Source organism: Tindallia texcoconensis (assembly GCF_055383815.1).
The window spans coordinates 470,260-494,455 of sequence record NZ_AP042431.1; the positions used below are offsets into that span (position 1 = coordinate 470,260).

The following is a 24,196-nucleotide window of genomic DNA, read 5'->3' on the forward strand; positions in this document are numbered from 1 at the left end:
ATTATTACATGGAAATGCAGCTCCACCTACTTGGTTGCGTATGCTAATCTAAAAGTGAGCCAAAAACAGCTCTTGTGCTGATGAAAAAGTGAGCCACTCTGCGAATTTTAACAACAAAAATGCTGACGAAAAAGTGAGCCACCAAACCCAAACTCCGATACAATTGAGAGAAATAATTCAATTGACAGGAGTGTGAAAGGTGTGATCGTGGACGTGGACATTTATGGCCGAATCCGGCATATTCATACCCAGGAAGGCATCGGTCAACGTGAAATAGCCCGCAGGCTGGGTATATCAAGAAACACGGTAAAAAAATACTGTGAAGGCGACCATGTACCCTGGGAGAGAAAACCCTATGAACGAGCAGCCACTGTTGTAACAGAAGAAGTCAGAGAGTTCATTCAGAACTGCCTGAAACAAGACCAGACAGAAGGCCTGAAAAAACAGCGCCATACCGCGAGAAGGATTTATCACCGCCTGAAGAAAGAAAAAGGATACACTGGTGGCGAGTCCACCATTCGCAATATGGTCAAGGAAATGAGGCCCAAGTATAAAGAAGCCTTTATGCCCCTGGAATTCGATCCCGGTGAAGCCGCCCAGGTGGATTGGGGTGAAGCTACCATCTATCTGAAAGGCGTCAAAACCAAAATCCAACTGTTCTGTTACCGATTATGTTACAGTGCGGACATCTATGTGAAAGCCTTTCATCGGCAGAACCAGGAATCTTTTTTAGAAGGCCACGTAGATGCCTTCACCCACTTTAACGGCGTTCCCAGTAAAGTCATCTTCGACAACGCCCGGGTTGCGGTAAAAGAAGGCTTCGGATTTCATGCTAAACCACAAGCTACCTACCAAGCACTCGGTGCCCATTACGCCTTTGAGATGCATTTTACCAATATTAACAGCGGCAACGAAAAATCCTTGGTGGAAAACCTGGTGGGCTGGTTTCGCCGTAACCTGATGGTTCCGATCCCACGAGTAGACAGTATCGATGAACTTAACCAGCTTTTTAGAACCGGCTGCCTGGAATACCGACAACACCAAATACAAGGCCGAAACCAAACCGTGGGAGAACAATCAACAGCGGATTGCCACGCCCTACACAAATTACCGGCCTACACCTTTGACACCAGTCGAACAGCCAGCGCAAGGGTCTATGATGACAGCACTGTTCAGTTTGATCGAAACCGTTACTCCGTTCCTGTCAAGTTGGTCGATCGTCAGATCAGCGTCAAAGCCTACGGTAACGAAGTTATCTGCTATTACAAGGCAGAGAAAGTCGCTATCCATCAACGAAGTTACAAGCGGGGAGATGTCTTGTACCAGTTGGAGCACTACCTGCCCCTACTGGAACAAAAACCCCGGTCCGTATACCATGCAAAGCCTGTTCGCAAGTCCGAGGCAATCGCCCTCCTTGATTGGGGTAGAACCTTTCCCAACGAGGCCAAAGACACTGTCAAACTGTTAAAACTGAGTGTCGATCATGGTGTTGACCGCCTACTGGCCATCCGAGATAGGCTACCAACAGGCATTCAACCCACTATTGAACTGGTCAGAAGTGAGCTAAGTCCACCCATGGAACCTATTACAAGTCTTCCTACCGGCATCCCCGTTCATCCCGTGGATCTGTCAGCCTATGACCGAAAATACCAGGTGGTGGCTCAATGAAAGGAAAAAAAGAAGTCATCGCACTGTATGTGTTTACAGCGATCAAAACGAGCCAGTAGTGTGAAGATTTAGAGCCACTGTGTTCAACATATAGAGCCATCCTGTGATTTGGAGAGATCCAGTAAATACATTATTGGTAAATCCTTCATTAATCAATTCGATCTTTGAAATAGTAAAAGAAGAAATCATGGTCAAAAACCATTACCTTTATCAGGCCAAATGCGAGAGGTCGCGGCAAAGCATTCTTTGCTTTGCCTTTCCAAGGCGACCAGCTCGCATAGAGGCCCCGTAGTTTGGGGCCGTGACCCTCTTTTCTTTAAAGCGTTGTTGTTTTAGCTAAGAGACTTTCTTCGCGACGATTCGCTAACGATTTGGCACTTCCTTGTTCGCGCCTTAAAGACCATGTTTTCCTTCTTAAGCTCCGTGAAGCCCTTGCCGTTCTCGCATGGATACTTTCCCATCAATAAAGATGACGTGTGAATCATGTACGATTCGATCCAGGATGGCGTCAGCAAGTGTCAGTTCACCAATACGACCATGCCAGTCTTTTGTTGGAAACGGGGTACAAAAGACAGTGGAAGCCGTTTGATGACGCACCTCTATGAGTTCCAAAAGCTCTCGGTACTTAGTCATTTGATCTACCTCCTGATACATAATTTGTACAGTGTTGTACATGGATTCATTATATATCAGGTGGCTCTCGTCAGGACCATCGTGGCTCCTTATGACGAACATGGTGGCTCTATTTTGTCACACATGTGGCTCATTTTGAAAATATTACTCAGTATGCCAAGCAATTGCGAATTCCTAGTTTTTCCCGGTATCAGGAAGTGCTCCGCCAAACAGACCAGCCGGGGTATGAAGATTTTCTCCTGGCCATCATGAAACAAGAACTGGAATCCCGCCGGATCAATCAAGAGAAAAGAAGAATCAAAGCAGCCGGATTTTCCTATCTCAAAACTCTGGATGAACTGGATCTGAAACGACTGCACCACGTGGAAGATGCCTTTATCCACGAACTGGCCTCCTGTGATTACATCCGAAACCGACAAAACATCGTTATGATCGGCAGTTCAGGCGGCGGCAAAACCCACTTGAGCATTGCCCTTGGTCTAAAAGCCTGCGAAGCTGGGTTTCGGGTCAAGTTTTTTACAGCTGCCAACCTGGCCACACAATTAGTAGAAGCGAAAGACCAACGGGAACTGCAAAAGCTAGAAAAACAGCTTCAAAAAACAGAACTGCTAATCATTGATGAACTGTCCTATCTGAGTTTTAACCGCCATCAATCCGAACTTCTCTTCAAGGTCATTTCTGACCGGGCGGAAAAAAGCAGTGTCATCATCAGCAGTAACCTGGAATTCTCAAGGTAGACCGAACTTTTTGAAAATCCTACCCTGATCACTGCCTTAGTCGATCGCCTCACGTTTCGGTCCCATATCATTAACATGAACAACCCCTCCTACCGAATGGAGCAGGGATGAAGGGCCATTAAGATGCCGCAGTTATGGATTCTATGGATAACTCCCTTACAGGAGTTACCCACAGAGCCCACAACTGCTTGGAAAACGCCTTTGGCGTTGACCACATCTTAACAGCCTCGGCGACGGACTTTTTGATTATTTCTGGTTGCCAAAGATCAAAAGAGAAAAAATTCAAGCTTACTGGCTCATTTATTCGATAGCACAGTGGCTCAAAAATTAATCAGCACATGGCTCAAAAATTCATTGACATTCGGAGAAGCGCCAGTTATCACCAAAATCATAGGTATATCTGATTTCCTGATACTTCTCCAAGTAATCATCTACCTTTAAGCCACTTGGTTTTCTTACTTCTATCTTTAGTCTTTCCTGGTGATGCTTTTCAAACTCTAGCATATCCTCTGGCATGGTCTTTAACCGCTCTTCATACATTTTTCTATTCTTCTTATAGTGTTGATGTTCCAGATATGCTTCTTCATCATCAGTAACAATTCTGTTTTCCTCTACCAGTTGAATTTCGTAGAGGTGATATCCTGAATGCGGATACCCACTTTGAAAATTCGTCACGTTTTGAATAATATCATGAAGCCTTTTAAACGTCGCTCCTACTGGCATAATGACCCTTCTCCAAATGAGTGGATTTGATTCTTCTAGTTCTATTTTAATGATATATGATTTCATTTTGGTTTTACCTCCTTTCCGACTCCATACATATTAGTAAAATAGACTATTATAACGTTTGTAAAGGTTTTCTAATTCTGACTTGCTGTAACCTTCAATCAACTCAGGATTCCTATCAATATACTCTTGCGCAATCGGTGTGATGGTAAAAGGTATATGCAAATCATCTCCGTAAGCAAGATTATTTGATGAAGTGAACTGTATTACTTTCTTGCTAATAAGGCGTACTGTAACTCCATCCGTGTATGGTAACCTAGATGTGTAATTCGGTGACCTATATAGTAGTGCAACAACAGCAAGCTCCTCGCTTCTCAAATTCTTCATTACTTTAGGAAATATTTTCTTGAATCGTATTCTATAATAAGTTGATACAATAGACTTCACAACTTTGATTATAAAATAAATGACAAGTAAAGATGAAGAAATAATAAATGATAGCCCTAGGATGGTTCTCCAAAGTTCTGGTATATTTTCAAGGCCCAATCTTTGAAGAATATTAGACGGAAGAAATAAAATCAACCCTGTACCCAGCGTGATTGCCGCTAATATCGATGGTGGTAATTTCAATAATTGTATAAAATCTTTCATTTTCCACTTCCTCTTCACACTATTTAACAACTATTCCTATGACTCCCTATGATTAGCCATTTCTTAGTTTACTCACTCTTCGTGTATCCTAAGATATACAACTTCTAGCTCACTTAGAATAGAACCCACTTCATATAAGTTCCTACTGGATGTGCCATTAATAATGTCTTTCTTTACTTCTCGCTATACTTATTTTCCATTAATATTTCTAGATTCCATAAGCTTTATAAGATGTTCTTGTTGCTCAATAAGCCTCTTCTTTTTGTCCTCAGATAAACAAACCTTTTTATCTTTGGTTAGAAATGCAAAGTGTATTATATTCATATCTGTAAAATTTATAGCATCCATCTTGTTCTTGAGATAAATTTTCCATCTTAAATTAAAATCAGTATTATCTTCACAATCTGCATAAAAAGTATTTTTAACATAAAGATTATCATCAAAGCATAAATATAATTCAGCAATAATATCTAGCAACAAAAATATTCTTGTATTATTATCCCTTAAAACTCGAGGATCTTCTATATTATCTAAAAGGTGTAAAACTCTATTTCTGTTAAACTCTCTCTGTACACCATCTTCCGAATCTTTAAACCTAAGATAAAAGACTTTATCCATCATAAACTGAAAATATTTAATCTGATTACTTACCCACTGTTGAAACTTAGGGTTCGTGTTTCTTTGCTTATTCTTTTCCTCTAAATAACTGACTAGATTTTTTGAAAAGATTTTTATCTTGAAATCACTATTCTTATTTGATGATTCAATTTCATCAAATTTCTCAGCAGTCCATTCTCTTAATACCGCTTCAACAACCGGAACTAAGCTAATATATGAACATACGTAGTTACCAATCATTAAATCATACGTAGCACTTTCAATAACTCTCATCGAACCTGCAAATACTTTTGATGGCTTGTATCTATATTCGATTTGATATGCTCGTTGCCAAGGGTTAATAACCATCCTTAATATTTCTCCATCCAATCCTCCCCAAGCTGGATCTGGATTTTCTAGACAATCTAATAACTTCTTTACCATACCTCCTGAAACGCATGGATACGGGGGAATTGTAAGTAATTTTTCATTCAGATATTCATCGATTTTATCATACGCTTCCCACAAGTTCATACAATCACCTCCAATTTAATAGCATAGACAAGATATGTATGAGAGGCCTCATCTAAGGATCTAGTTAACCTTATTTTTGGTTGAATTGATGTTATGATATCTATGAAGGTTTATTTGTCTATAATCTGTAGGCCTCAATTTTACATTTACTTTATATCCAATTTTTCTTTTATTCGCTCCCATTCTTCAGTAAATTCATCATTTATTTCGAAGAAGATTTTTGATGATTGTTTAACTCCTGAATATGCTTTTGAAGCTTCATATGAAACGAAACAGTCTAAGAATTTAGCAGATAATCTTTCATCGTTATTTTCTTTATACAATAAAAATAAATCATATAAACATTGGTATATTTGCTCATTTTTATTTCTCAAAAATTCTAACTTCAACCATTTAGTTAGCAAAGTTGTTGCAAATAGTGTCTGAGATATAATTGTTAAGAATTCTAGATTAACCGTTCTTAATAGTAGAGCACCAACCCATAATAGTGCATATAATATTATTTTTTTCCTTTCTTGTGAACACATTCTTATTGTAACTTCTTTAGAGAATAAAGAATTCTCAAAAATATGAGCTCCTAGTTTCAAAATTGATGGCTCTAAATCATTATTGTAATATTTATTAGTTATTTCATTATCTAAGGGAACATCAAGTGACTTAGAAATAAGGTGTACCCTTCTCTTCCCTTCTACTGAAGGTATCAAATAAATACTAAGGTAATTATCAGTTATAAAATACAACACAGTATTAATAATGAAGATATATGTCAAAACTGTTCTAACTTCTGGATAGCCTTTCAAAAAAAATATTAATATCGAAAACGAAGCATTTAACCAGAAAAGCACACTACTAACCCGGTCAACAAAGTTTAATTGTTCATAATACTTATCTAAGGAATCAACACGCTCACTCATAATACCACCTCTACATTTCTAGAAAGAGTTTTTTTATTTCGCTTAAAGCAGAATATGACATCCCATTTGCTTCATATTCTTTGCACTTCTTAATAATATCTTTAGAAGAGTTTAGATTGCTTTTAAATGTTTCAGAGGCATCCCCATTATATGAAAGAGATTCTATAACTTCATAAACATAATCTTTAACTGAAGTCTTAGAAAGATATGAGTACTTATCTACAATCCATTCTTCAAGAGCATATGATGAATAATATCCTTTCAATTTCCCTCGGTTCCAATATTTCATAAGACGAATTACTGGTTTTAATTTTGAGCTATTTCTGGTATTTGCGTCAGTAAGCTTCTTATTAAATCCCGTTGGATCGGTACTCATCCACTCTGTAAGTAAATTTGATTTTGATGGAATTGATAAGTTTCCAAAATAATCTTGAGTTGCAGGTACTAACTCAAATTTTATGTGGTTCAGATTTAACACCATTGTTGGGCTATCTCTGTAAATTTCTGATGTTGAATAATAGGTTTCCATAAATTTCCTAAGATATCCAAGTAAAGTATCAGGCTTATAATTATTAGGATTCTTAAAAACCACCATATAATCAATATCCGATCGCGAGTCAGCTTTTCTAGGTAAAATTGTCCCTCTGGTACTAGACCCAAACCGAAAATGCTTGTGTAGTTCTCCATTGTTAAAGTACAAATCTAATCTTCTTGATAATGTATCAATAGAAATTCCTATACTTGACTTTTCATCAGATGACAAAACAAGATCACTTGCTAATTCTGTTAAATATGAATTAATTGACATGATTTTCCCCCCTTAACTTATAGGTTCTTTCCGCAACAACTTTATAACAACTAATATTTACTTTAAATCCTAAAGATCAGGCACCCAGCTTCCCAAATTTTATAATAGCAAAAACGAGCAATCCTTTATCCAAATTCATGCCCGTCCCAGATGTCTATTTTCTAATATTAGATGTCTACTCTCTCCTGCAACAATAACTCAGCTAAAGTGCTTGATTGCATCTCAAGTGACTCTAGGTGTTAGCGATAGGACAACAGTCGTTGTAAAACATGGTATCTGACACTTTTGCCATCATGCTACTATTGCCTTTTTGGCAGTTCTCATTTTAAGACATACTAGCTGCATTGAAATGACAGTGTTCTTAAATTATGAATTACTGAACTTCCAGATTGGTGTCATCTACTCTAATCGATCAGTCTTTTATTAACTATTCAGAACCATTACTGTTATTCATCTGTCTCTCAAAGGATTGTCTCACCAAACTCATGATATAAGGCAAATCATCAATATGTGAAAATCCTACCTCGACATCTCCATTTCCCCAGCGACCAACACCTGCAACATTTTCACAGATGCCTCGAGGATCGGATATCTCAAAAAACGGCATATTTAGAGAAAGTCTGAGTCTTTTAGCTTGTGGAACCACATCTATAAAGTTGGTTTCAGCCTTAAAAGCGATGTATAACTTCAGATGTTCTTCTACAACTACTGGATCAATTGCAAGGACCTCTTTTCTTAACGCGTCAAATAAATTCCTCATCTTTTCAACATATGAGGTACTTTTTGGAGATAAAAAAGGATAATCGTCTATTGTGTAACCATTTTTCTCTTTAGTGCTTGGCCGATAACTATCCAGTACATCATTCGATAACTTTGGGGACTCCCAAACCTTTACTGCAATATCACTCAGAGCCTTAGCTCTTTCAGTTATGGCCTCTTCATTCCAAATATCAATATTTCTTAATGTCTGATTCATCTTTATGGGACTATCTCTGAAGCCATTTTCCATATCTCTTTTTTCAATAAAGGATCGATCGCTGTACTCAGAATTATACCCAGTTAAGGTTAAGTTACCTAGTGTATGTAACCAGATCTCATGCACCCTTTCCCACTCCGGGCCGAGTTCTTGCTTCCACTGTTCTGATAAGTTGGGGTTTTGTGGCATAATATGCTCAATTGTATACTGATCTACTTCAACATGCTCTTTACGATTAAAGTTTTCAAGTCTCCTTAACCAGTAGCTCCTTCGCGGAACATTGTATAAATCCCTTGTTTTGAGTTCTTTGATAAATTCAGTATCATTAGGAAATCTCCTATAGGATGGTAAAAGAATAAACTGAGCTTTAACGCTCTCAACATAGCTTTTTCGATCAACTGTTTTCATAAAAGTAGCAAATGTCTTATTCAAAGAGTTCGTTGGGATTGAACAAATATTCCTCCTGAATACATAGGCCTCTACTAGTCTAATAATATCTTCAAACTCTTCCTTTGTTATCTCACCTGATTCATAGTTGTCGTATACCTCTAATAGCATCGGGTATGCAACATCTACTTTAAGCTCTTTAAGGTCATTAAAAGCGATACGTAGCCCCTTGTCATTTTCCTGATTTAAAGTCATAGAGCAGTAAAACTTAGAGAACTTTCTTATGTCTTCAACGATATCCCCTATATCAGTTCCTTTAGATTTCATTGTAGATGAGTACTCTTTGAAAGCGTCATACACTTCTCCAATTCGTGGTATTCTACCTGTTTTTACTGTCAGGTAATGTCTCATAAAACCATCAAAATCGGAAGAGTACGCTTCTTGACCAAAATCCATCTCCATTGGCCGCCAGTAATTTTCGTATAAAGACGTTTGCTTTTTAATTTCTAACCCCATCAGAATATAATTACGAATCAAATCTGCCTGAGTTAATTCTTTGCCTGTTGAATTCATGCTTTCAAAAATCAATTGAGGGTTATCTTGATCCCTACTAAGGGCGATATCAACAACAATAAGCTTTGCAATACCTTTACAAAGGAACTCTAGATCATCAGCATATTCTTCTATCCACTCCTGAAAATGTTGGTAATTCTTCACAATTCTAATGGAATGGTTTTTAGGGATTTCTTTACTACCAACAACAGCAATTAAAGAATCTCTATCGGTCTTTGAAAGGATCAACTTATAATGTCTATCCCCTTCCTCTTCCGGATTTAGTAGATAATAATTCCTTAGTTTTCTTGGTGAAAATCCATCAATTAATTCTTGCTCACCTTGTGGCTGCTGTTCCAGTTTATTAGCAAGCGCAGCAAGTAATAAGGATAATGTTGTCAATCTTTGCTGCCCATCGATCACCAACAAAGGTGACTGGCTTGTGATTTGATAAATTCCTTTTTCAATATACACTATTGAGCCAACAAAATGTGCATTAATTTCTTCATTTTCTCCCGTCCTAATAATATCATCCCAAAGTTGACGGCACTCTCTTTCGGACCATGAGTATGTCCTTTGATATATTGGGATCACAAACTGTGGAGACTTTTTCATAAATTCCAGTAGTTTTGCTTCTGTGGCTTTCAATCCTACACCCCCTTAGTTGAAACTAGTAAGCTAATAATTACAATTCTAATCCGTTAAGCAAATCTTTAAGTTTTTTGAGTTCCTCCGTACTTAAAGTTACACCCTTGCCCATCTTCTCATGTTCTGGTGCCCAATCTCTGATGTCATATGTAGGCTCTCTATCATTCCAACTGATCAAATTGAGTTCCTTTGACCAGCCCTTATTATTTTCTGATAGAGTGCCTATGGTTTCTTTAATTTCATATTTTATTTCTGCCATCTAAATTCAGTCCTTTCTTGTTTAATACGTCCATTGACTACTTTCATAAATCATTTCATTAAGCTCATCTCGAATGCTCTTCCAGTTTGGAAGAAACTCATCCATATACGCTTTAAACCTGTCATTATGGTTTCTTTCAAGAAGATGAACCATTTCATGAACTATGATGTATTCTAAGCATCTTGGATTTTTCTTGCCTAGTTCAAGATTGATCCATATCCGTTTGTCCTGTTCATTGCAGGTTCCCCACTTTGTTTTCATGAGTTTGACGCCCCATTCATTAACAGTTACACCGATTGTATCTTCCCATTTCTCTATATACTCAGGTATCAGGCGCTTTAGCTCCTCTCGATACCACTGACTGACAATCCGTTCACGTTTTTCTTTCGTATGCCCTGGTCTAACATAAAGGTCCATGTACTTCTTATTTCGCAGTTCCACTCGCTGTTTTTCACTGGATTCAACGACATTGAGTAGATATCGGGTTCCCATAAAGTAATGGCTTTCTCCTGATAAAAACTCTCTAACAGATTGACGTTCCTGCGTATCAAACTCTTTTCGTTGTTTCTTAATCCATGAAAGCTTGGATATGGCAAAGAGTCTTATAGCTTCATCATCCATATTCTCAGGAGCTGCAAGCCGCACTCTACCAGCCGGCGGATGAACAGAGAGATGAACATTCTTAATATTTTTCTTTATAACTTCAATTTCTATGTCATTGATTACGATGCTATTCATTCTAGTATTCACCTTGATTCTTCACAATTTCAAAGATCTCATCAAGTTTTTCATCATCTTCAACATATCTTCCAACGACATACTTGACCTTCCGCTCTTTGATTTTACTGCCTCTCCACCCATCTGGTCGGTTGTATGTTAGATCTTCATCGATAGCTAAAACCAAACTTTCATCTTGATCTAAGTTATCATATAAAGCTCTTTTTGCTCCGGAATTAATCGTCTTAGGATAACTTTCCGACTTTCCAGGATCCTTGGCTCTCTTAGCCAGCTCTACAATTTTTGCAAGGTATTCTTGATAATTAACTACCTGCTCTTTTCGTAGCTTTATAATTTCATCTAAAAGCACTGACATTTTTTCATAGTACTTAGGGTTTGTTGGTGTTTCATCAATGATAAGTTTTCTTACATTATTCTCAATGGTTTCTGCTGCAGCTTCCTTATCTTTCTTTATTCCTTCTGGCAGTGAATCTACTGCATCCTCCCCTTTCTCTACGATAAGGTCAATCAATGACATGTCATCAAAGGCAGAGATCTTCTCGCTGTCTTTTGCTGAAATATAAGAATCGATAAGATGTCTCATGCCGCCTTCATAGGCTTTAAGATCAATATAATCACCAGCTGCATGCATAACTTCATGGCGAACATTATCGTAGTATTTTGTTAAACGGATAATCTCATCCGCTTCCTGTTTTGAATAACCTGCATCTTCCATTTCATTGGCAAGACCTGCGTAGGCTCTTATAAAAGCTACAACATGCTTATAAAGAGCTAACCTCTTTTGCTCATTTTCCTTTACCGCCTCTTTATCAAGTGTGTCCTTCGCTACAAAATATCTGATATAAGCCAATGTATCTTTAGGTGGCGCTACAGGTTCACAAAGTGCTTCCAAACTTTCTAATGCCGTGTCTAGCTTTTCTCTAGCCTTATCCAATCGATTTGTCAATAGCCCTTCAATATCTTCTTTCTCATATCCATCAAAAGCTTCTGAAGTATAATCTCCAACAGACTTTTCTAGACTCTTAAAGAGATCCTTGTAATCCACGATATAGCCGTACTCTTTATCATCTCCATGAAGACGATTTACACGACAAATAGCCTGAAAAAGCCCATGATCTTGCATGCTCTTATCAATGTAAAGATAGGTTGCAGGTGGTGCATCAAAACCTGTAAGCAGTTTGTCTACGACAATTAGAAGCTTCATTTGAGCCGGATCATCGATGAATTGTTTCTTGACTTCTTCTTCAAAATCTTCAGGATTCTTTCCATCTAGCATTTTTTGATAGATCTCGTATTTTTCAATATTTTCCGTCTCTTGATCTTCACCAGTGCTTTCACCTTTTATATCTGAAATATTAGGAGAGTAGGAGGTGACAATTGCACACTTCTTAAATCCTTCTGACTGGAAAAGTTCATAATACTTACAAGCCTCGTAAATACTACCCGCCACCAGCATGGCATTTCCTCTTCCATTTTGAAGACGGTCCTTTGTTTCCATATCGTATATGATGTCATTCACGATTCTCACTAATCTTGACTTTGAGCTAAGTACTTTCTGAAGTGTTCCCCATCGTTGTTTTAATTTAACGATAGCATAGTCTGTGAGCCCTCTTGTTTTCGCTTCAAACCATTTGTCGATTTTTTCTTGGGAAGTAATGTCTTGATCTACATCCCGGGCCTCGTACTGAAGATCAAGCACGACATTATCCTTTACCGCTTCATCAAACTTGTAAGTATGGATATAGCCTCCAAAGACTTCAATGCTTTTTTGCTTATCTTTCTTAAGTAAAGGTGTACCGGTAAAACCAATAAACAAGGCATTGGGTAAAATGACCTTCATAGCATCATGAAGCTTACCTGATTGTGTTCTATGACATTCATCTACAAAAACATAGATGTCCCCCTTAGCCTTGAAGTCCTTAGGCAAGCTCTTCTTAAGGTCAGCTATGTACTGATCATAATCTGATTCTTTCAACTCTCCTTCTTTTCTGCCAAACTTATGGATCAACGAACCTAATAACAGAGGAGTTGTAGCATTGAGCTTCTCTATCAGATCGGCCCCGCTTTTGGTTCGATAAAGATCCTCATCTACCCCTCTAAATACTTTTTCTATCTGCTTATCCAGTTCATCTCGGTCTGTGATAATCAAAATTCTGGAATCAGAAATATTTTCTCTGATCCATTTTGCCAGCCAAACCATGGTCAAACTTTTGCCGCTGCCTTGGGTATGCCAAATGATGCCACCTTCACGCTGTTTCACTTTTTGTGAAGCTGCTCTCACACCAAAATACTGATTTTGTCGGCACAGTTTCTTTACCCCTCTATCAAAAACAACAAAGTCATGGATGATTTCCAAAAGTCGTTCTTTATGGCACATCCCGACAATCTGGTTATCCAGAACGTAATCAAGGGACCCAGTAATCGACTCAACTTCTAATGATAATCTATCATCCGCTTTATCGTCCTCTTTCCATGTCAGGTAATATTTTTCTTTGGTTTCTATGGTTCCGTAACGCATACCTGCTGTATCATTTCCAGCCATGATCAATTGCATGGTGTGAAAAAAGGGTCTTATAAAATTGGACGTTTGATTATCCAGATTCTGCCTTATCCCTTCAGAAATTGAAACCGTGCTGCGCTTTAGTTCAATGACCCCCAGAGCAATACCATTAACGTAAATAACGATATCCGGACGCTTTTTGTGTTCTCCTTTGATAGAGACTTCTTCTGCAATATAGAAGTCATTGTCATACACATCATCAAAGTTAATAAAAGAAACCGTCTGGTTGTTCTCTCCCATATGCTCTTTCACCTGAGCACCATATCGAATCAAAGAGTATACCGCCTTGTTAGCATAGTATAGCTTATCCACCTGATTTCCAGCCGCTTTGACCAGCTTATCCACTGCGCGATTTATAAGATCAGGAGTATACCCTTTTCGAACTAAGTACTTTCTTAGATATTCTTCTTCAATAGCTGCATTGTTCTCTCTTTCATGCCAGTTGCCAAGATAGGTATAGTCAAGCGTATGAGAAAAAAGCTTGACGATTCTATCTTGAGTTTTTCTTTCCACTTGACCTACACCACTCATATCAACCGAATCCTCCCTGTCAAGAGTTCTTGCATCATTCCTTGTTTAATGGTTTTAACTTTCTCTAATTTTTCTTCCAATGCTTCAATTTCTAAGTCCATATCAGATAAAACTTGTGCTATAGCTTTTTGTTCTTGGATTTCTGGTAGAAGTATCTCCATATCTGCAATCATCTCCATTCGGACCGAATCCACAGATGATTTTGCTGTCATAGCCATGATTCTATCTAAAAAATTAAAACTAAAATATAAGTAAAAATAATATCCATGCACTCGACTACAAAAATCACTAATTTTATATACACGTTGATGAATATCAAACTTTCCATTTATATAATGAAACACTTTTCCTGTGCCAACCCCATCACCTGCTGTTAAAACGGCTTCTCCATCAAATGAATACGTATCTATCCTTTCAACTATCGACGATCTTACAAAAAAAGGATATTCCCCATTAGGATCGTTATCTTGTGTGTTTTTTGAACCAGTTGAAACACTTGCAATATTCTTCACTTTATCATTTTCCCAATCCCCACTAAACCCTGGCAATCGTTTTTTACCGGTCAGTAGTTGTTGCATAGCTCCTTGCTTGATTTTCTTCTTTTTATCAATCAGCTTTTCAAGAGAGAGGATCAAATTATCTGTGTCAGATAGAGCTTCTGCCATAGCTTTTTGTTCAGTAATCGATGGAATTGGAAACTCAAAATGCACAAAATCTTTTTGATACAAATGAGAAATTGTTGAGCCTGCAGCTAGTCTATCCAAAAAATCTCTGAAAACACGTGACATAAGGATATGATATAAATACTCAGGTTCATAAGTACTTTTAAGTGGACGAATTGCAAATACACCACTATTTAGAGTAGCTCTTCCCATGGCTTGATCAATAAATGCTACTTTACCAATAGTACCATCTTTGGTAACCAGGATATCTTTTTTTCGAACTTGAATATTTCTATCTTGTTCATATCTTTGTTTCTCGACATAATAACAATTATCCCAATCAATTCTTCCATTAACAAAATCAGTTCCTGTAATCAGATAGTATTCTCCATCAGTTAAATACTCAGCAGTAGTCAATCCTTGCCAACCAATTCTAGCTTTTAATATTGAATTGGTCCCTAATGATTGCACATCCCAATCTTCTGGTATAATTCCAATTTCTGTACCTTTGTATCCCTCTGGTGTTTTTCTTTCCTCTACCATGTGAATCCCATCCTTTCCAAGTGTTCTTCAACTTTCTCAGAATAGGATTTCAATTTATCTTCTAGTCGAGACAATGTTTCACCATATCTTTCTGATAGCTCATTAATTCTTGATGCCAAACGATGAGAAACTCTGTCCATCTCATTATTCACTGCGCCCACTAAATAAGAAATCCATTTCATGTCGACTACCAGGGTCTTGATTTCATCCTCTGTGAGCACTTTGTATCTTTCATTAACCTTTTTATCGAGTGCCTTCATGGCATCTTTCACCTTTTTATTTGCATCAGATTCTTCATCTACCAGTTGTAGATAGGCTTCCAATATTCCCAACTCTTCTACCGAATCTGGATCATCCTTGATTTCTTTGATGCGACTCTTCAAGCTACCTTTGGTAATATTTCCTTTATCGTTTTTAATTTCTTCAAGATAACCTTCCTCACCACTGTTTTCTTCTTCAAACTCTTCTTTCTGTCTAATTATCTCATCTTTATCAGCTTCAATACTCTCAATAGCTGCTTTTTCCTCATAGAAGTATTTGTCTATAACAAGGTTCTCTGGTATAAGATCTTTATCTAGAATCCATCCATTTTCTACAATCATATAGACATCATCCTTCATCTCTTCCAGCCAGTAAGTCATCATGTATTGATAGATATCATACTTATCAATAAGTGTTTTCGACGAGAAAGATTCTAAAATATCTTCTGCTATGTCATGGATTAGTGCTTTGGGATCGATGTCTGAACTTATATGGAGAAAACGGTCTCTATGACGCTCTGCCCAACTATTAGTAATGGCATTAACTTCTTCTGAGTATAGAATAAACTCCTGATGATTAAAGATGACTTCTTTGATTTTTTCCTTTTCAACCTTTAAATTATAATAGCCTTCTCTTCCATTTATTTTAAATAGAGTCTCTTTCATCGTAGGATAAACATCCCAATACTTCTGCAGCGCATCTATATCTACAACAGGAATTCCCCCTTGAAGGTGAGCAGCAATATCCTGGATATCTTCTTCTTCCTGATTATCTATATATCTTGGAATGTTGAGATTGTATTCATTGCTCTCGATTTCTTCAACAGATACCATTCTTGAGAATTTTGGTACCTCAAGTTGTTTGTTAAACACATCTACGATCTTATGGACGTCCTGCTCTCGAAGTCTATTTTTATTTCCATCCTTAATAAAGCCTTTGCTGGCATCAATCATGAAGATACCTTTTCTCGCTTCAGCATTTTCTTTATCGATTACTAGAATTGCTGCAGGAATTCCTGTGCCATAAAACAAATTGGCAGGTAACCCAATGATTCCTTTGAAATAGCCTTTTCTAATGATGTTCTTTCTGATTTCCGCTTCTGCGTTTCCTCTGAAAAGTACACCATGGGGTAGAATGATTGCCCCTTTACCCTTGCTCTTAAGTGATTTAATAAAGTGCAAAAGGAAAGCATAATCACCATTCTTTGCTGGTGGTATCCCATATCCTGTGAAACGATCAAATTCATCATTTTGTGGATCTAATCCACTACTCCACGATTTTGTTGAAAATGGAGGATTTGCTACAGCGAAATCAAATGTTTTGAGGGTTCCGTCAGGATTTTTAAACTCAGGGGATGAAATGGTATCACCTTGCTGAATTTCTGCTATCTCATTTCCATGAAGAATCATGTTCATCTTAGCCAAAGCTACTGTGGCTACATCTTTTTCTTGGCCGTAGATGGTAACGCCTCTCTGGGCTTCATCGGCGACTTTTAACAGCAGTGAACCACTACCACATGTTGGATCATATATGGTCTGAGATTGACTTTTAGCCTTCTCGATACCTATAACCTTCGCCATGATTCTGGATACCTCAGACGGAGTGTAGAACTGCCCTTTGCTTTTACCCGATTCAGTGGCAAAGTGTTTCATTAGATACTCATAAGCATCACCAAGAATGTCATCTCCATCTGCGCCATTTCCACCAAAATCAAGCTCAGGATCCTCAAAAATTGCCACCAAGTTGGTAAGGCGATCAACCATTTCTTTACCTTTACCAAGCTTGTCCGCATCATTAAAATCAGCAACTGTAATGACGCCTACCAAGTCATTGGCATCAGCCATTTTTCTGATGACAACGTTGGTTTTATCACCAATTTCCTTGTCACCTTTTAGCTTTATTAAATCATGGAAGCTTCCGCCCTCCGGTACTTCTATGAGCACATCTCTTTTTCCATAATATTTATCTGTCACATATCTCATGAACAGCAACACCAGAATATAATCTTTATATTGTGAGGCATCCATTCCACCTCTTAATTGGTCACAACTTTTCCATAATCTACTGTATAGCTCGCTCTTTTTCATCGCCATATTACTTCACCTTCCGTTACTTATTTTTTGTCAGTATTCCTATTGTATCTACCATCTTCTGGCTTCTGTGCATCTTTAGGTATGGCCCATGCCCAGCCAAGACGGGCTACACCAGGTATCTTCCCTTGCCTACATAAGACTTGTACTCGGCGTTCGGTTAAACCCCATTTTTCAGCAGCTTCTTTAGTTGTGATATAATCCATGAACCCACCTTCTTAATTTTTATTAATGTATACTATATATTATAATCGTAGAAACGAACAATAACAAGCTTAAGCTGGTATTTCTGACAACTGCAATCTGTAATTATTATCTTTAATAAGTATACATTGTGGTCAAATATTTTCTTATTTAGTCTATGCAAAGGTAGTCTTACACTACTACACATCTATCCTGTCTCCTCACACCCTGTAAAAATAGGTGATATCTAATCTGTCAACTCAACCCTATTACTTTAAGGGCAGTTGATATGTTACCACAAACACTAAAAATAAGGGTTTCCCTACATTGGTATCTCTAGCGAAATAGTCGAGATAAAATCTCAATGTTTGGAAACCCTTTGTTTATAAGCATTTTCAGTTTTTCTATTTATCCACTCTTGACATCAACACAACACACTCCACGTGCGGAGTCGAAGGAAAAAGATCTACGCATTGAACCCACTCAATGATATATCCCTTAGCAATGGCCTGTTTAAGGTTTTGAACTAGGGTCTTTGGATTACATGAAACGTATAGTATTTTAGCTGGATTCATATGAATTAAATCCTCCATTGCTTCTGGATGAACTCCTGGTCTTGGCGGATCTAATACCAACATATCAGGAACTTTTTTTAACATACTAAGTTTTTCCTTTACATCTCCTGCAATAAATTCACAGTTTGGTAACCCATTTTCCTCAGCGCTTTTTTGGGCCTGTTGGATAGCTTCCTCCACAATATCAATCCCTACTACTTTTTCTGCATTTTGGGCCAAAATCTGTGTAATCGTTCCTAAACCGCAATATAAGTCAAATATGGTTTTATCTGATTTTGCCACACTGTTTGCAACTACTTGATAAAGCTTGTTGGCAGCTGAACTGTTTGTTTGAAAAAAAGAAAATGGGGTGATTTTAAAAGTGATTCCTTGCAATTTTTCTGTAATGCTGCTTTCACCATACATTAAAATAGTTTTATCGCTTTTTACCATATCTGCCAAAGCATCATTTATAGTCCACAAAACACTTTTTAAACTTCCTTCAAGTGCCAGTTTTTTGAGGCCTTCTGTCCAACTGCTAATGAGTTGATCCTGCGGTGTTGATGTGGTCACCAGATTAACCATTATTTCTCCAGTATAATAGGCTTTCCTAACAACTAAGTGCCTTAGGGTGCCTTCTCGACTAATTTTATGATATGGCTTTAACTGATTCTCTTTAAAAAAGTTCACCGTGTAAGTCCTTACACGACGTAAATCTTCGTCGATAAGCCGACACTCATAAGTGTCCACAATATCAAATCGACGACGCCTTTGGTGCATGCCAAGGGTTAAGGGTCCTTCTTTATATTCATTCCCAAAGGTAAACTCCATTTTATTTCGATATTCCTGTTCTTGTGGGCTGCCTATGGGTTGACGCCACTCCTCTACAGATATATGTTCCTCTTTAAAGAGTTTTATAACCTGTTTGTTTTTCATTGCCAGTTGATACTGATATCCCACTCCTTGCATTGAACAACCACCGCACACACCCGAATGGATACAGGCTTTTTCTGTTTCTATGGATGATTTTTCCAGCACTTCAATTGTTTTTCCTTCTAGTTTTTCTGGCCTTCGTTTCGTAATTCTAACTAGTAATTTTTGCCCTGGAACCCCTCGATCTGTTGTCACTTTTATTTGGTCAAGATAGCCAATGGCTTTCCCTCCAAAAAGGCTATCTTTTACTACTAATTCAATATCTTGTCCTTTTTTAATATCCATTGCTCCGCTCCTCCATTCATCTAAAGAAGCCCGGAAATAAGTATCCGGGCTTCTTGTTTTATCTTTATATTTTGCATTATTGTTATTTGATGGCTTTCATAATATAAGCCGGAGCCGCAAATGACTCTTCTGTTTCCAATTCTTTTACAAGTTTTTCTGTGATTTCCACAAAGCCTTTTGTTAAATTTTCGTTCTCAATATCATTATATCCTTTAAGCAAGGTCTGTTTGCGTTTATCCAAAAATCGTTTGGCCAAACTTGAATCAATAGCCTCTTTAAATTCCTGGTATTTCACCTCTTGAAAGTTCATCATTTTTAAGGTTGCTTCCAAATCTGTTGGATGGACTTCGTTAAAATATGCCATTGCTTTTAAAACACTAATGCTCTTAATCACTCTTAATCGTTTAGACCAATACGGGTAGTCTCGATGATCTACGGCCCATATGGGCATTTCATCCATGATTAATAACTGACCACCTTTTTTCAAAACACGATAAAAGGCGGCTAATGCCTGAACAGCTCTCATAGGAAACTGATTAACAGAAGCCAATGTGTAATTACATATAATCACATCAACGCAATTATCTTCCATAAAATCTAAACGACTCAAGTCTTCTTTTCGAAGGGTTAACTCTATAAATACATCTGAGATTCTGTCTTTGATTTCATCAAAATGACTATCATCAATGTCTACTGAAATCAACTTTGTTTTCCACTTATTCTCTTTAACCTTGCTTGCAATTCGATCGGTAGTGTTACCCCAACTTGTTCCACCTTCTAATACCACTTTTCCATCTAGATTTAAACCATCCCATAGGTACTGGTCCGCTGTATAAATTTGATACATAAAACCACTCCTTTAGTTTTAGTATTTTTCATTGACATATTTCTCAATAACAGAGCGTTTGGTGTGTCCACTAAAGACCCCTTCTTTTTCTAGTCGTTCTCTTAGCCAGTGGCTTTTAGAATGAAATACAACGGTAGGATGCTCCGTAAAAACAACTTCGTACAGTACTCTTTTAAGATGACTAGAGCTCACTTTAATAAAATATGCTTCTATGTCGTAAAATTCTTTTAATTCTGCTGCTCTCCATGTCATTTTATCTTTTAAGTGATAGTGTTTATCTCTCTTTTCCTGATACTTTCTGGATAATTCAGGATGTTTTGACGAGTTTTTAAATGAGTCACATTTAATATGAAAATACTTGGCCATGATATTATAGTATTGATAGTTGAAAACTACTTTATCAAAACTATCTACGTTTTTAAAGGGTTTTACATCCTGTTGGACTAAATATGCATGGCTTTCTTGAATGTACTCTTTTTTGGTTAAATCACCTTTTTTATACTGAAATATAAGGCTTTCTCGCTGTTGAAAAAATTTTTCGAACAGATTTTGTCCTGGAACATACTGCATCCTAAACATCCTTTACGTCTCAAAATAAAAACCCCAATAATGTTCCCATCACCGAAACAGCTCTTAACGAAAGAAACTCCTTCTATTTCTGACTCTAACGCTTTTTCAGTTTTATTCGCTTACTGACCATGGCGTAGGATAAAAGAATCATGATAAACCCTAGCACATAAATATTGGTTGCATAATTAACGGAATAAATAGCCATCAATGCTACTATCCCACCACACAATGTTATTGGAATCCCCATGTAAACACCATCAAACTCCACGATATTGAAAAAAGCTAATCGATAAGCCCCACTTACTGCAAACAAAACCATAATGAAAAAACCTATGACACCAATATCTGCAAGATGAAAACTCCACATTAAGATGGCTGGTGCCACTCCAAATGAAATTAAATCACAGAGGGAATCTAGTTCTTTTCCTAATTCACTTTCTACGTCAAGTTTTCTGGCAAGACTTCCATCAAAACGATCCATCAGTGCAGCTAGTATAATTAACAAAGCCGAAAACAAATATCTTTCTCTTATGATACAAACAATTGCCAAAAGTCCCAACGTTAGATTTAAAAACGTAACCATATTTGGTATGTTTGATTTTACCTTCATATCAATCACCTCATTTCAGCTTACTGTTCAGTAACGAACTGGTGCATACTTATTTATTATTTTACCCTATTTCCAGATAAAATAATAGTCTTGTCTTTAAAAATCCCAATTTATACAGGTTTCAAATGGATTGCACCTTTCATTTCACTGTGTTAGAATATCCTTAGTCATTATTAAAAATTTCTGACAGGAGTGATATTATGCCTCTGGTTACTAGCAAAGCTTTGTTTCAACAAGCCTATGCGAACCATTATGCTATCGGTGCTTTTAATGTAAACAATATGGAAATTATCCAAGGAATTGTAGATGCAGCCAAGGAAGAAAGATCACCTCTGATTCTTCAAGTATCTGCTGGCGCTCGAAAATATGCAAAACCAATCTATTTAAAAAAACTTGTAGAGGCAGCCGTAGAAGACTCTGACTTGCCTATTGTTCTTCATTTAGATCATGGCGAAGACTTTGAAATATGCAAGCAATGCATTGATGACGGTTTTACTTCCGTTATGATCGATGCATCTCATCATCCTTTAGACGAAAACATCGCTATCACCAAAAGAGTCGTCGAGTATGCTCATGCCCATGGTGTTGTGGTGGAAGCAGAATTAGGGCGATTAGCTGGAATTGAAGATGCTGTTCAAGTTAGTGAAAAAGACGCTGCCTTTACAAATCCAGATGAAGCACTAGAGTTTGTGGCAAAAACAGGTGTTGATTCTCTTGCTGTTGCCATAGGAACTAGTCATGGTGCTTATAAGTTTAAGGGCACACCTTCCCTAGACTTTGAACGTTTGAAAGCTATCGACAAAAAGTTAAATGGCACTCCTTTAGTATTGCATGGCGCATCATCGGTTTTACCTGAGTTTGTCGAACTCTGCAATCAACACGGTGGGACTATCCCGGATGCCCAAGGCGTACCAGAATCAATGATTCAAAAGGCTGCAGGTTTAGGGGTATGCAAAGTCAACATTGATACAGACCTTCGACTAGCCATAACATCCGCCATCCGCAAAGAGCTAGACGAAAATACAGAAAACTTTGATCCCAGAAAGTATTTAGGCCCAGGAAGAGATGCTATTAAACGCATGGTTCAACATAAAATCAAAAATGTATTGGGATCTAGTGGGCTTATTTAGTTAATCTAGATAAATCATAGCAGGTGAAAAATCTAAAAAATCAGAGGATACCAATTGGTAGTCGGTTTCTTCAACCTGCCCAATAGATCCATTTCCCCAGGAATCTTCTCCGTGCAAATGGCCATATACAACTTTCTTCACATTGTATTGGGCCATTAGACGGGTAAAATGAGAAGGTTCCTTTTTTTCGTTTACAGGAGGATAGTGCATCATGACAATAATCTGATCCTGCCCAGCCTTGTTAGCCGCTTTTAAAGATGCTTCCAACCTTAAGGCTTCTCTCAAGTATATTTTTTCATCATGTTCATTAAAATCTGATGATCCAGGAAGTACCCATCCTCTTGCCCCACAAATCCCATATTGACCATAGGTAAAAAACTGGTTTTGAATGAAATGTAGGGTTTTAAACGCTTCATTCATTTTGGTGATGCTTTTCCACCAATAATCATGATTTCCACGAATTAAATATTTTTTTCCAGGTAAATTTTCAATCCATAATAGATCTTCCCAGGCTTCTTCCTGGGTCATGGCCCAAGAAATATCACCTGGTATCAAAACTGCATCTTCGGAAGAAACCCTTTGTTTCCAATTTTTTTCTATTTTATGCTGATGATTTTGCCAAACTTCGCCAAAAATAGACATGGGTTTTTCACCAGAATGGCTTAAATGAAGGTCACCTATTCCAAAAATCATACCTTCCCTCCCAGCACTACTCGCTTTTATCCTGTTCTTCATTTAAATCATATTGATCCACTACAGACCTCAGCTGATAGGCCATTTTTTTTAGTTCAATCATTTCTCCCTTTTCCCAAAGAGATTCAAATTCAGTGTAGTATTTTTCTGCCTGACTGTGTAGTCCTCTCACCCTAAGTTTTTGAATCATGGTTAAAGCGTTGGATACAATGTTTGATTTGATTTCAAACATTTTTTGTGCTTCTCTAATCTCATATCGAATTTCCGACATTTCTTGATCTAAGACCATGGCCGCATCTGCAGATCGTTTTAGCCTATTTTTAACATGTTCCGGAATTCGCGACTTATATTTATAGTTCAAGGAATGTTCAATAGTAGCCCAAAAATTCATTGCTAATGTTCTTACTTGAATTTCAGCCAATATTTTTTTATGACCAAAAGCCGTTTGTATTGGATACCGAACTACCACATGATAACTTCGATATCCGCTTTCTTTTTGGTTGGTAATATAATCTTTCACTGCTACAATTTCCATATCTTTTCCATCTCGCTCGTGAATGTAGTCCATTACCGTATAAATGTCTTCCACAAACTGGCACATAATACGTATCCCAGCAATATCTTCAATTCCATTTTCTATTTCATCCAACTCTAACTCTAATAGTTTTGCTTTCTCTAATATACTAGAAACTTTCTTAACTCTCCCTACTACGAATTCTATGGGTGAATAAGCACCAAAAATTAGTAGCTCTGTTCGAATACTCCTAAACTTCACTTTCAGTTCTTCCACGGCATTTTCATAGGGAATTAAGAATTTATTCCATTCGATATTCTCCATTCGAGTCACTCCCTATCATTTATTTCAATTATTCCGCTTATATTATACCTTAATTCCCTAAAAAATACCAGAATACAA

Annotated in this window: 21 protein-coding genes and 1 pseudogene; 3 read left to right on the forward strand and 19 right to left on the reverse strand. The window is 37.4% G+C overall.

Going from position 1 to position 24,196, the window contains the following annotated elements:
- Window positions 1–201: 201 nt before the first annotated feature.
- A complete protein-coding gene (gene istA, locus ACZ47N_RS02245) occupies window positions 202–1,668 on the forward strand; it encodes an IS21 family transposase (protein ID WP_464887520.1) in 1,467 nt (488 codons plus the stop codon).
- Between the two features lie 414 nt (window positions 1,669–2,082).
- Here the strand turns inward: istA and ACZ47N_RS02250 are convergent, their stop codons facing one another.
- Complete coding sequence (locus ACZ47N_RS02250) at window positions 2,083–2,301, reverse strand: ATP-binding protein (protein WP_464887521.1); 219 nt, start codon at window positions 2,299–2,301, stop codon at window positions 2,083–2,085.
- Between the two features lie 197 nt (window positions 2,302–2,498).
- Between ACZ47N_RS02250 and istB the strand changes: the two are divergent.
- Window positions 2,499–3,149, forward strand: a pseudogene (istB, locus tag ACZ47N_RS02255) (IS21-like element helper ATPase IstB).
- A gap of 240 nt (window positions 3,150–3,389) precedes the next feature.
- On the opposite strand, the gene ACZ47N_RS02260 reads toward istB, so the two are convergent.
- From ACZ47N_RS02260 to ACZ47N_RS02335, 16 genes are all read right to left on the reverse strand, one after another.
- Window positions 3,390–3,827 carry a plasmid pRiA4b ORF-3 family protein gene (locus tag ACZ47N_RS02260; protein ID WP_464887522.1) on the reverse strand — a complete coding sequence of 146 codons (438 nt, stop codon included), beginning with the start codon at window positions 3,825–3,827 and terminating at the stop codon, window positions 3,390–3,392.
- Between the two features lie 33 nt (window positions 3,828–3,860).
- On the reverse strand, window positions 3,861–4,415 hold the full coding sequence (locus ACZ47N_RS02265; protein WP_464887523.1) for a super-infection exclusion protein B: 555 nt from the start codon (window positions 4,413–4,415) through the stop codon (window positions 3,861–3,863).
- A gap of 189 nt (window positions 4,416–4,604) precedes the next feature.
- On the reverse strand, window positions 4,605–5,546 hold the full coding sequence (locus tag ACZ47N_RS02270; protein WP_464887524.1) for a hypothetical protein: 942 nt from the start codon (window positions 5,544–5,546) through the stop codon (window positions 4,605–4,607).
- A gap of 146 nt (window positions 5,547–5,692) precedes the next feature.
- On the reverse strand, window positions 5,693–6,460 hold the full coding sequence (locus ACZ47N_RS02275) for a hypothetical protein (protein ID WP_464887525.1): 768 nt from the start codon (window positions 6,458–6,460) through the stop codon (window positions 5,693–5,695).
- 10 nt (window positions 6,461–6,470) lie between these two features.
- Window positions 6,471–7,268: an SMODS domain-containing nucleotidyltransferase gene (locus tag ACZ47N_RS02280; RefSeq protein WP_464887526.1), complete on the reverse strand. Its 798-nt coding sequence runs from the start codon at window positions 7,266–7,268 to the stop codon at window positions 6,471–6,473.
- A 427-nt stretch (window positions 7,269–7,695) separates the two neighbouring features.
- The gene (locus ACZ47N_RS02285) at window positions 7,696–9,831 is read right to left on the reverse strand and encodes a GmrSD restriction endonuclease domain-containing protein (RefSeq protein WP_464887527.1); all 2,136 of its coding nucleotides are present in this window, start codon (window positions 9,829–9,831) and stop codon (window positions 7,696–7,698) included.
- Between the two features lie 37 nt (window positions 9,832–9,868).
- A complete protein-coding gene (locus ACZ47N_RS02290) occupies window positions 9,869–10,090 on the reverse strand; it encodes a YdbC family protein (protein WP_464887528.1) in 222 nt (73 codons plus the stop codon).
- Window positions 10,091–10,111: 21 nt separating this feature from the next.
- Entirely contained in the window at window positions 10,112–10,828 is a 717-nt protein-coding gene (locus ACZ47N_RS02295; protein WP_464887529.1) for a M48 family metallopeptidase, read from the reverse strand.
- Window position 10,829: 1 nt separating this feature from the next.
- Window positions 10,830–13,919, reverse strand: a complete 3,090-nt coding sequence (locus ACZ47N_RS02300) for a type I restriction endonuclease subunit R (RefSeq protein WP_464887530.1) — start codon at window positions 13,917–13,919, stop codon at window positions 10,830–10,832.
- Window positions 13,916–15,124, reverse strand: a complete 1,209-nt coding sequence (locus tag ACZ47N_RS02305; protein ID WP_464887531.1) for a restriction endonuclease subunit S — start codon at window positions 15,122–15,124, stop codon at window positions 13,916–13,918. The genes ACZ47N_RS02300 and ACZ47N_RS02305 overlap by 4 nt, the downstream gene beginning before the upstream one ends.
- The gene (locus ACZ47N_RS02310) at window positions 15,118–17,478 is read right to left on the reverse strand and encodes a type I restriction-modification system subunit M (RefSeq protein ID WP_464887532.1); all 2,361 of its coding nucleotides are present in this window, start codon (window positions 17,476–17,478) and stop codon (window positions 15,118–15,120) included. The genes ACZ47N_RS02305 and ACZ47N_RS02310 overlap by 7 nt, the downstream gene beginning before the upstream one ends.
- A gap of 20 nt (window positions 17,479–17,498) precedes the next feature.
- On the reverse strand, window positions 17,499–17,681 hold the full coding sequence (locus ACZ47N_RS02315) for a helix-turn-helix domain-containing protein (protein WP_464887533.1): 183 nt from the start codon (window positions 17,679–17,681) through the stop codon (window positions 17,499–17,501).
- Window positions 17,682–18,062: 381 nt separating this feature from the next.
- Window positions 18,063–19,430 (reverse strand): 23S rRNA (uracil(1939)-C(5))-methyltransferase RlmD, encoded by a 1,368-nt coding sequence (rlmD, locus tag ACZ47N_RS02320; RefSeq protein ID WP_464887534.1) that lies wholly within the window; start codon window positions 19,428–19,430, stop codon window positions 18,063–18,065.
- An 82-nt stretch (window positions 19,431–19,512) separates the two neighbouring features.
- Window positions 19,513–20,277, reverse strand: a complete 765-nt coding sequence (locus tag ACZ47N_RS02325; protein ID WP_464887535.1) for a class I SAM-dependent methyltransferase — start codon at window positions 20,275–20,277, stop codon at window positions 19,513–19,515.
- Between the two features lie 18 nt (window positions 20,278–20,295).
- The gene (locus ACZ47N_RS02330; protein ID WP_464887536.1) at window positions 20,296–20,847 is read right to left on the reverse strand and encodes a DUF6648 family protein; all 552 of its coding nucleotides are present in this window, start codon (window positions 20,845–20,847) and stop codon (window positions 20,296–20,298) included.
- A 94-nt stretch (window positions 20,848–20,941) separates the two neighbouring features.
- The gene (locus tag ACZ47N_RS02335; protein ID WP_464887537.1) at window positions 20,942–21,457 is read right to left on the reverse strand and encodes a CDP-alcohol phosphatidyltransferase family protein; all 516 of its coding nucleotides are present in this window, start codon (window positions 21,455–21,457) and stop codon (window positions 20,942–20,944) included.
- Window positions 21,458–21,657: 200 nt separating this feature from the next.
- Here ACZ47N_RS02335 and fba point away from each other — a divergent pair, with 200 nt between their 5' ends.
- On the forward strand, window positions 21,658–22,587 hold the full coding sequence (fba, locus tag ACZ47N_RS02340; RefSeq protein WP_464887538.1) for a class II fructose-1,6-bisphosphate aldolase: 930 nt from the start codon (window positions 21,658–21,660) through the stop codon (window positions 22,585–22,587).
- Here fba and ACZ47N_RS02345 read toward each other — a convergent pair whose 3' ends face one another.
- Window positions 22,588–23,280 carry a metallophosphoesterase gene (locus ACZ47N_RS02345; RefSeq protein WP_464887539.1) on the reverse strand — a complete coding sequence of 231 codons (693 nt, stop codon included), beginning with the start codon at window positions 23,278–23,280 and terminating at the stop codon, window positions 22,588–22,590.
- Between the two features lie 16 nt (window positions 23,281–23,296).
- Window positions 23,297–24,118 carry a GTP pyrophosphokinase gene (locus ACZ47N_RS02350; protein ID WP_464887540.1) on the reverse strand — a complete coding sequence of 274 codons (822 nt, stop codon included), beginning with the start codon at window positions 24,116–24,118 and terminating at the stop codon, window positions 23,297–23,299.
- Window positions 24,119–24,196: the final 78 nt, after the last annotated feature.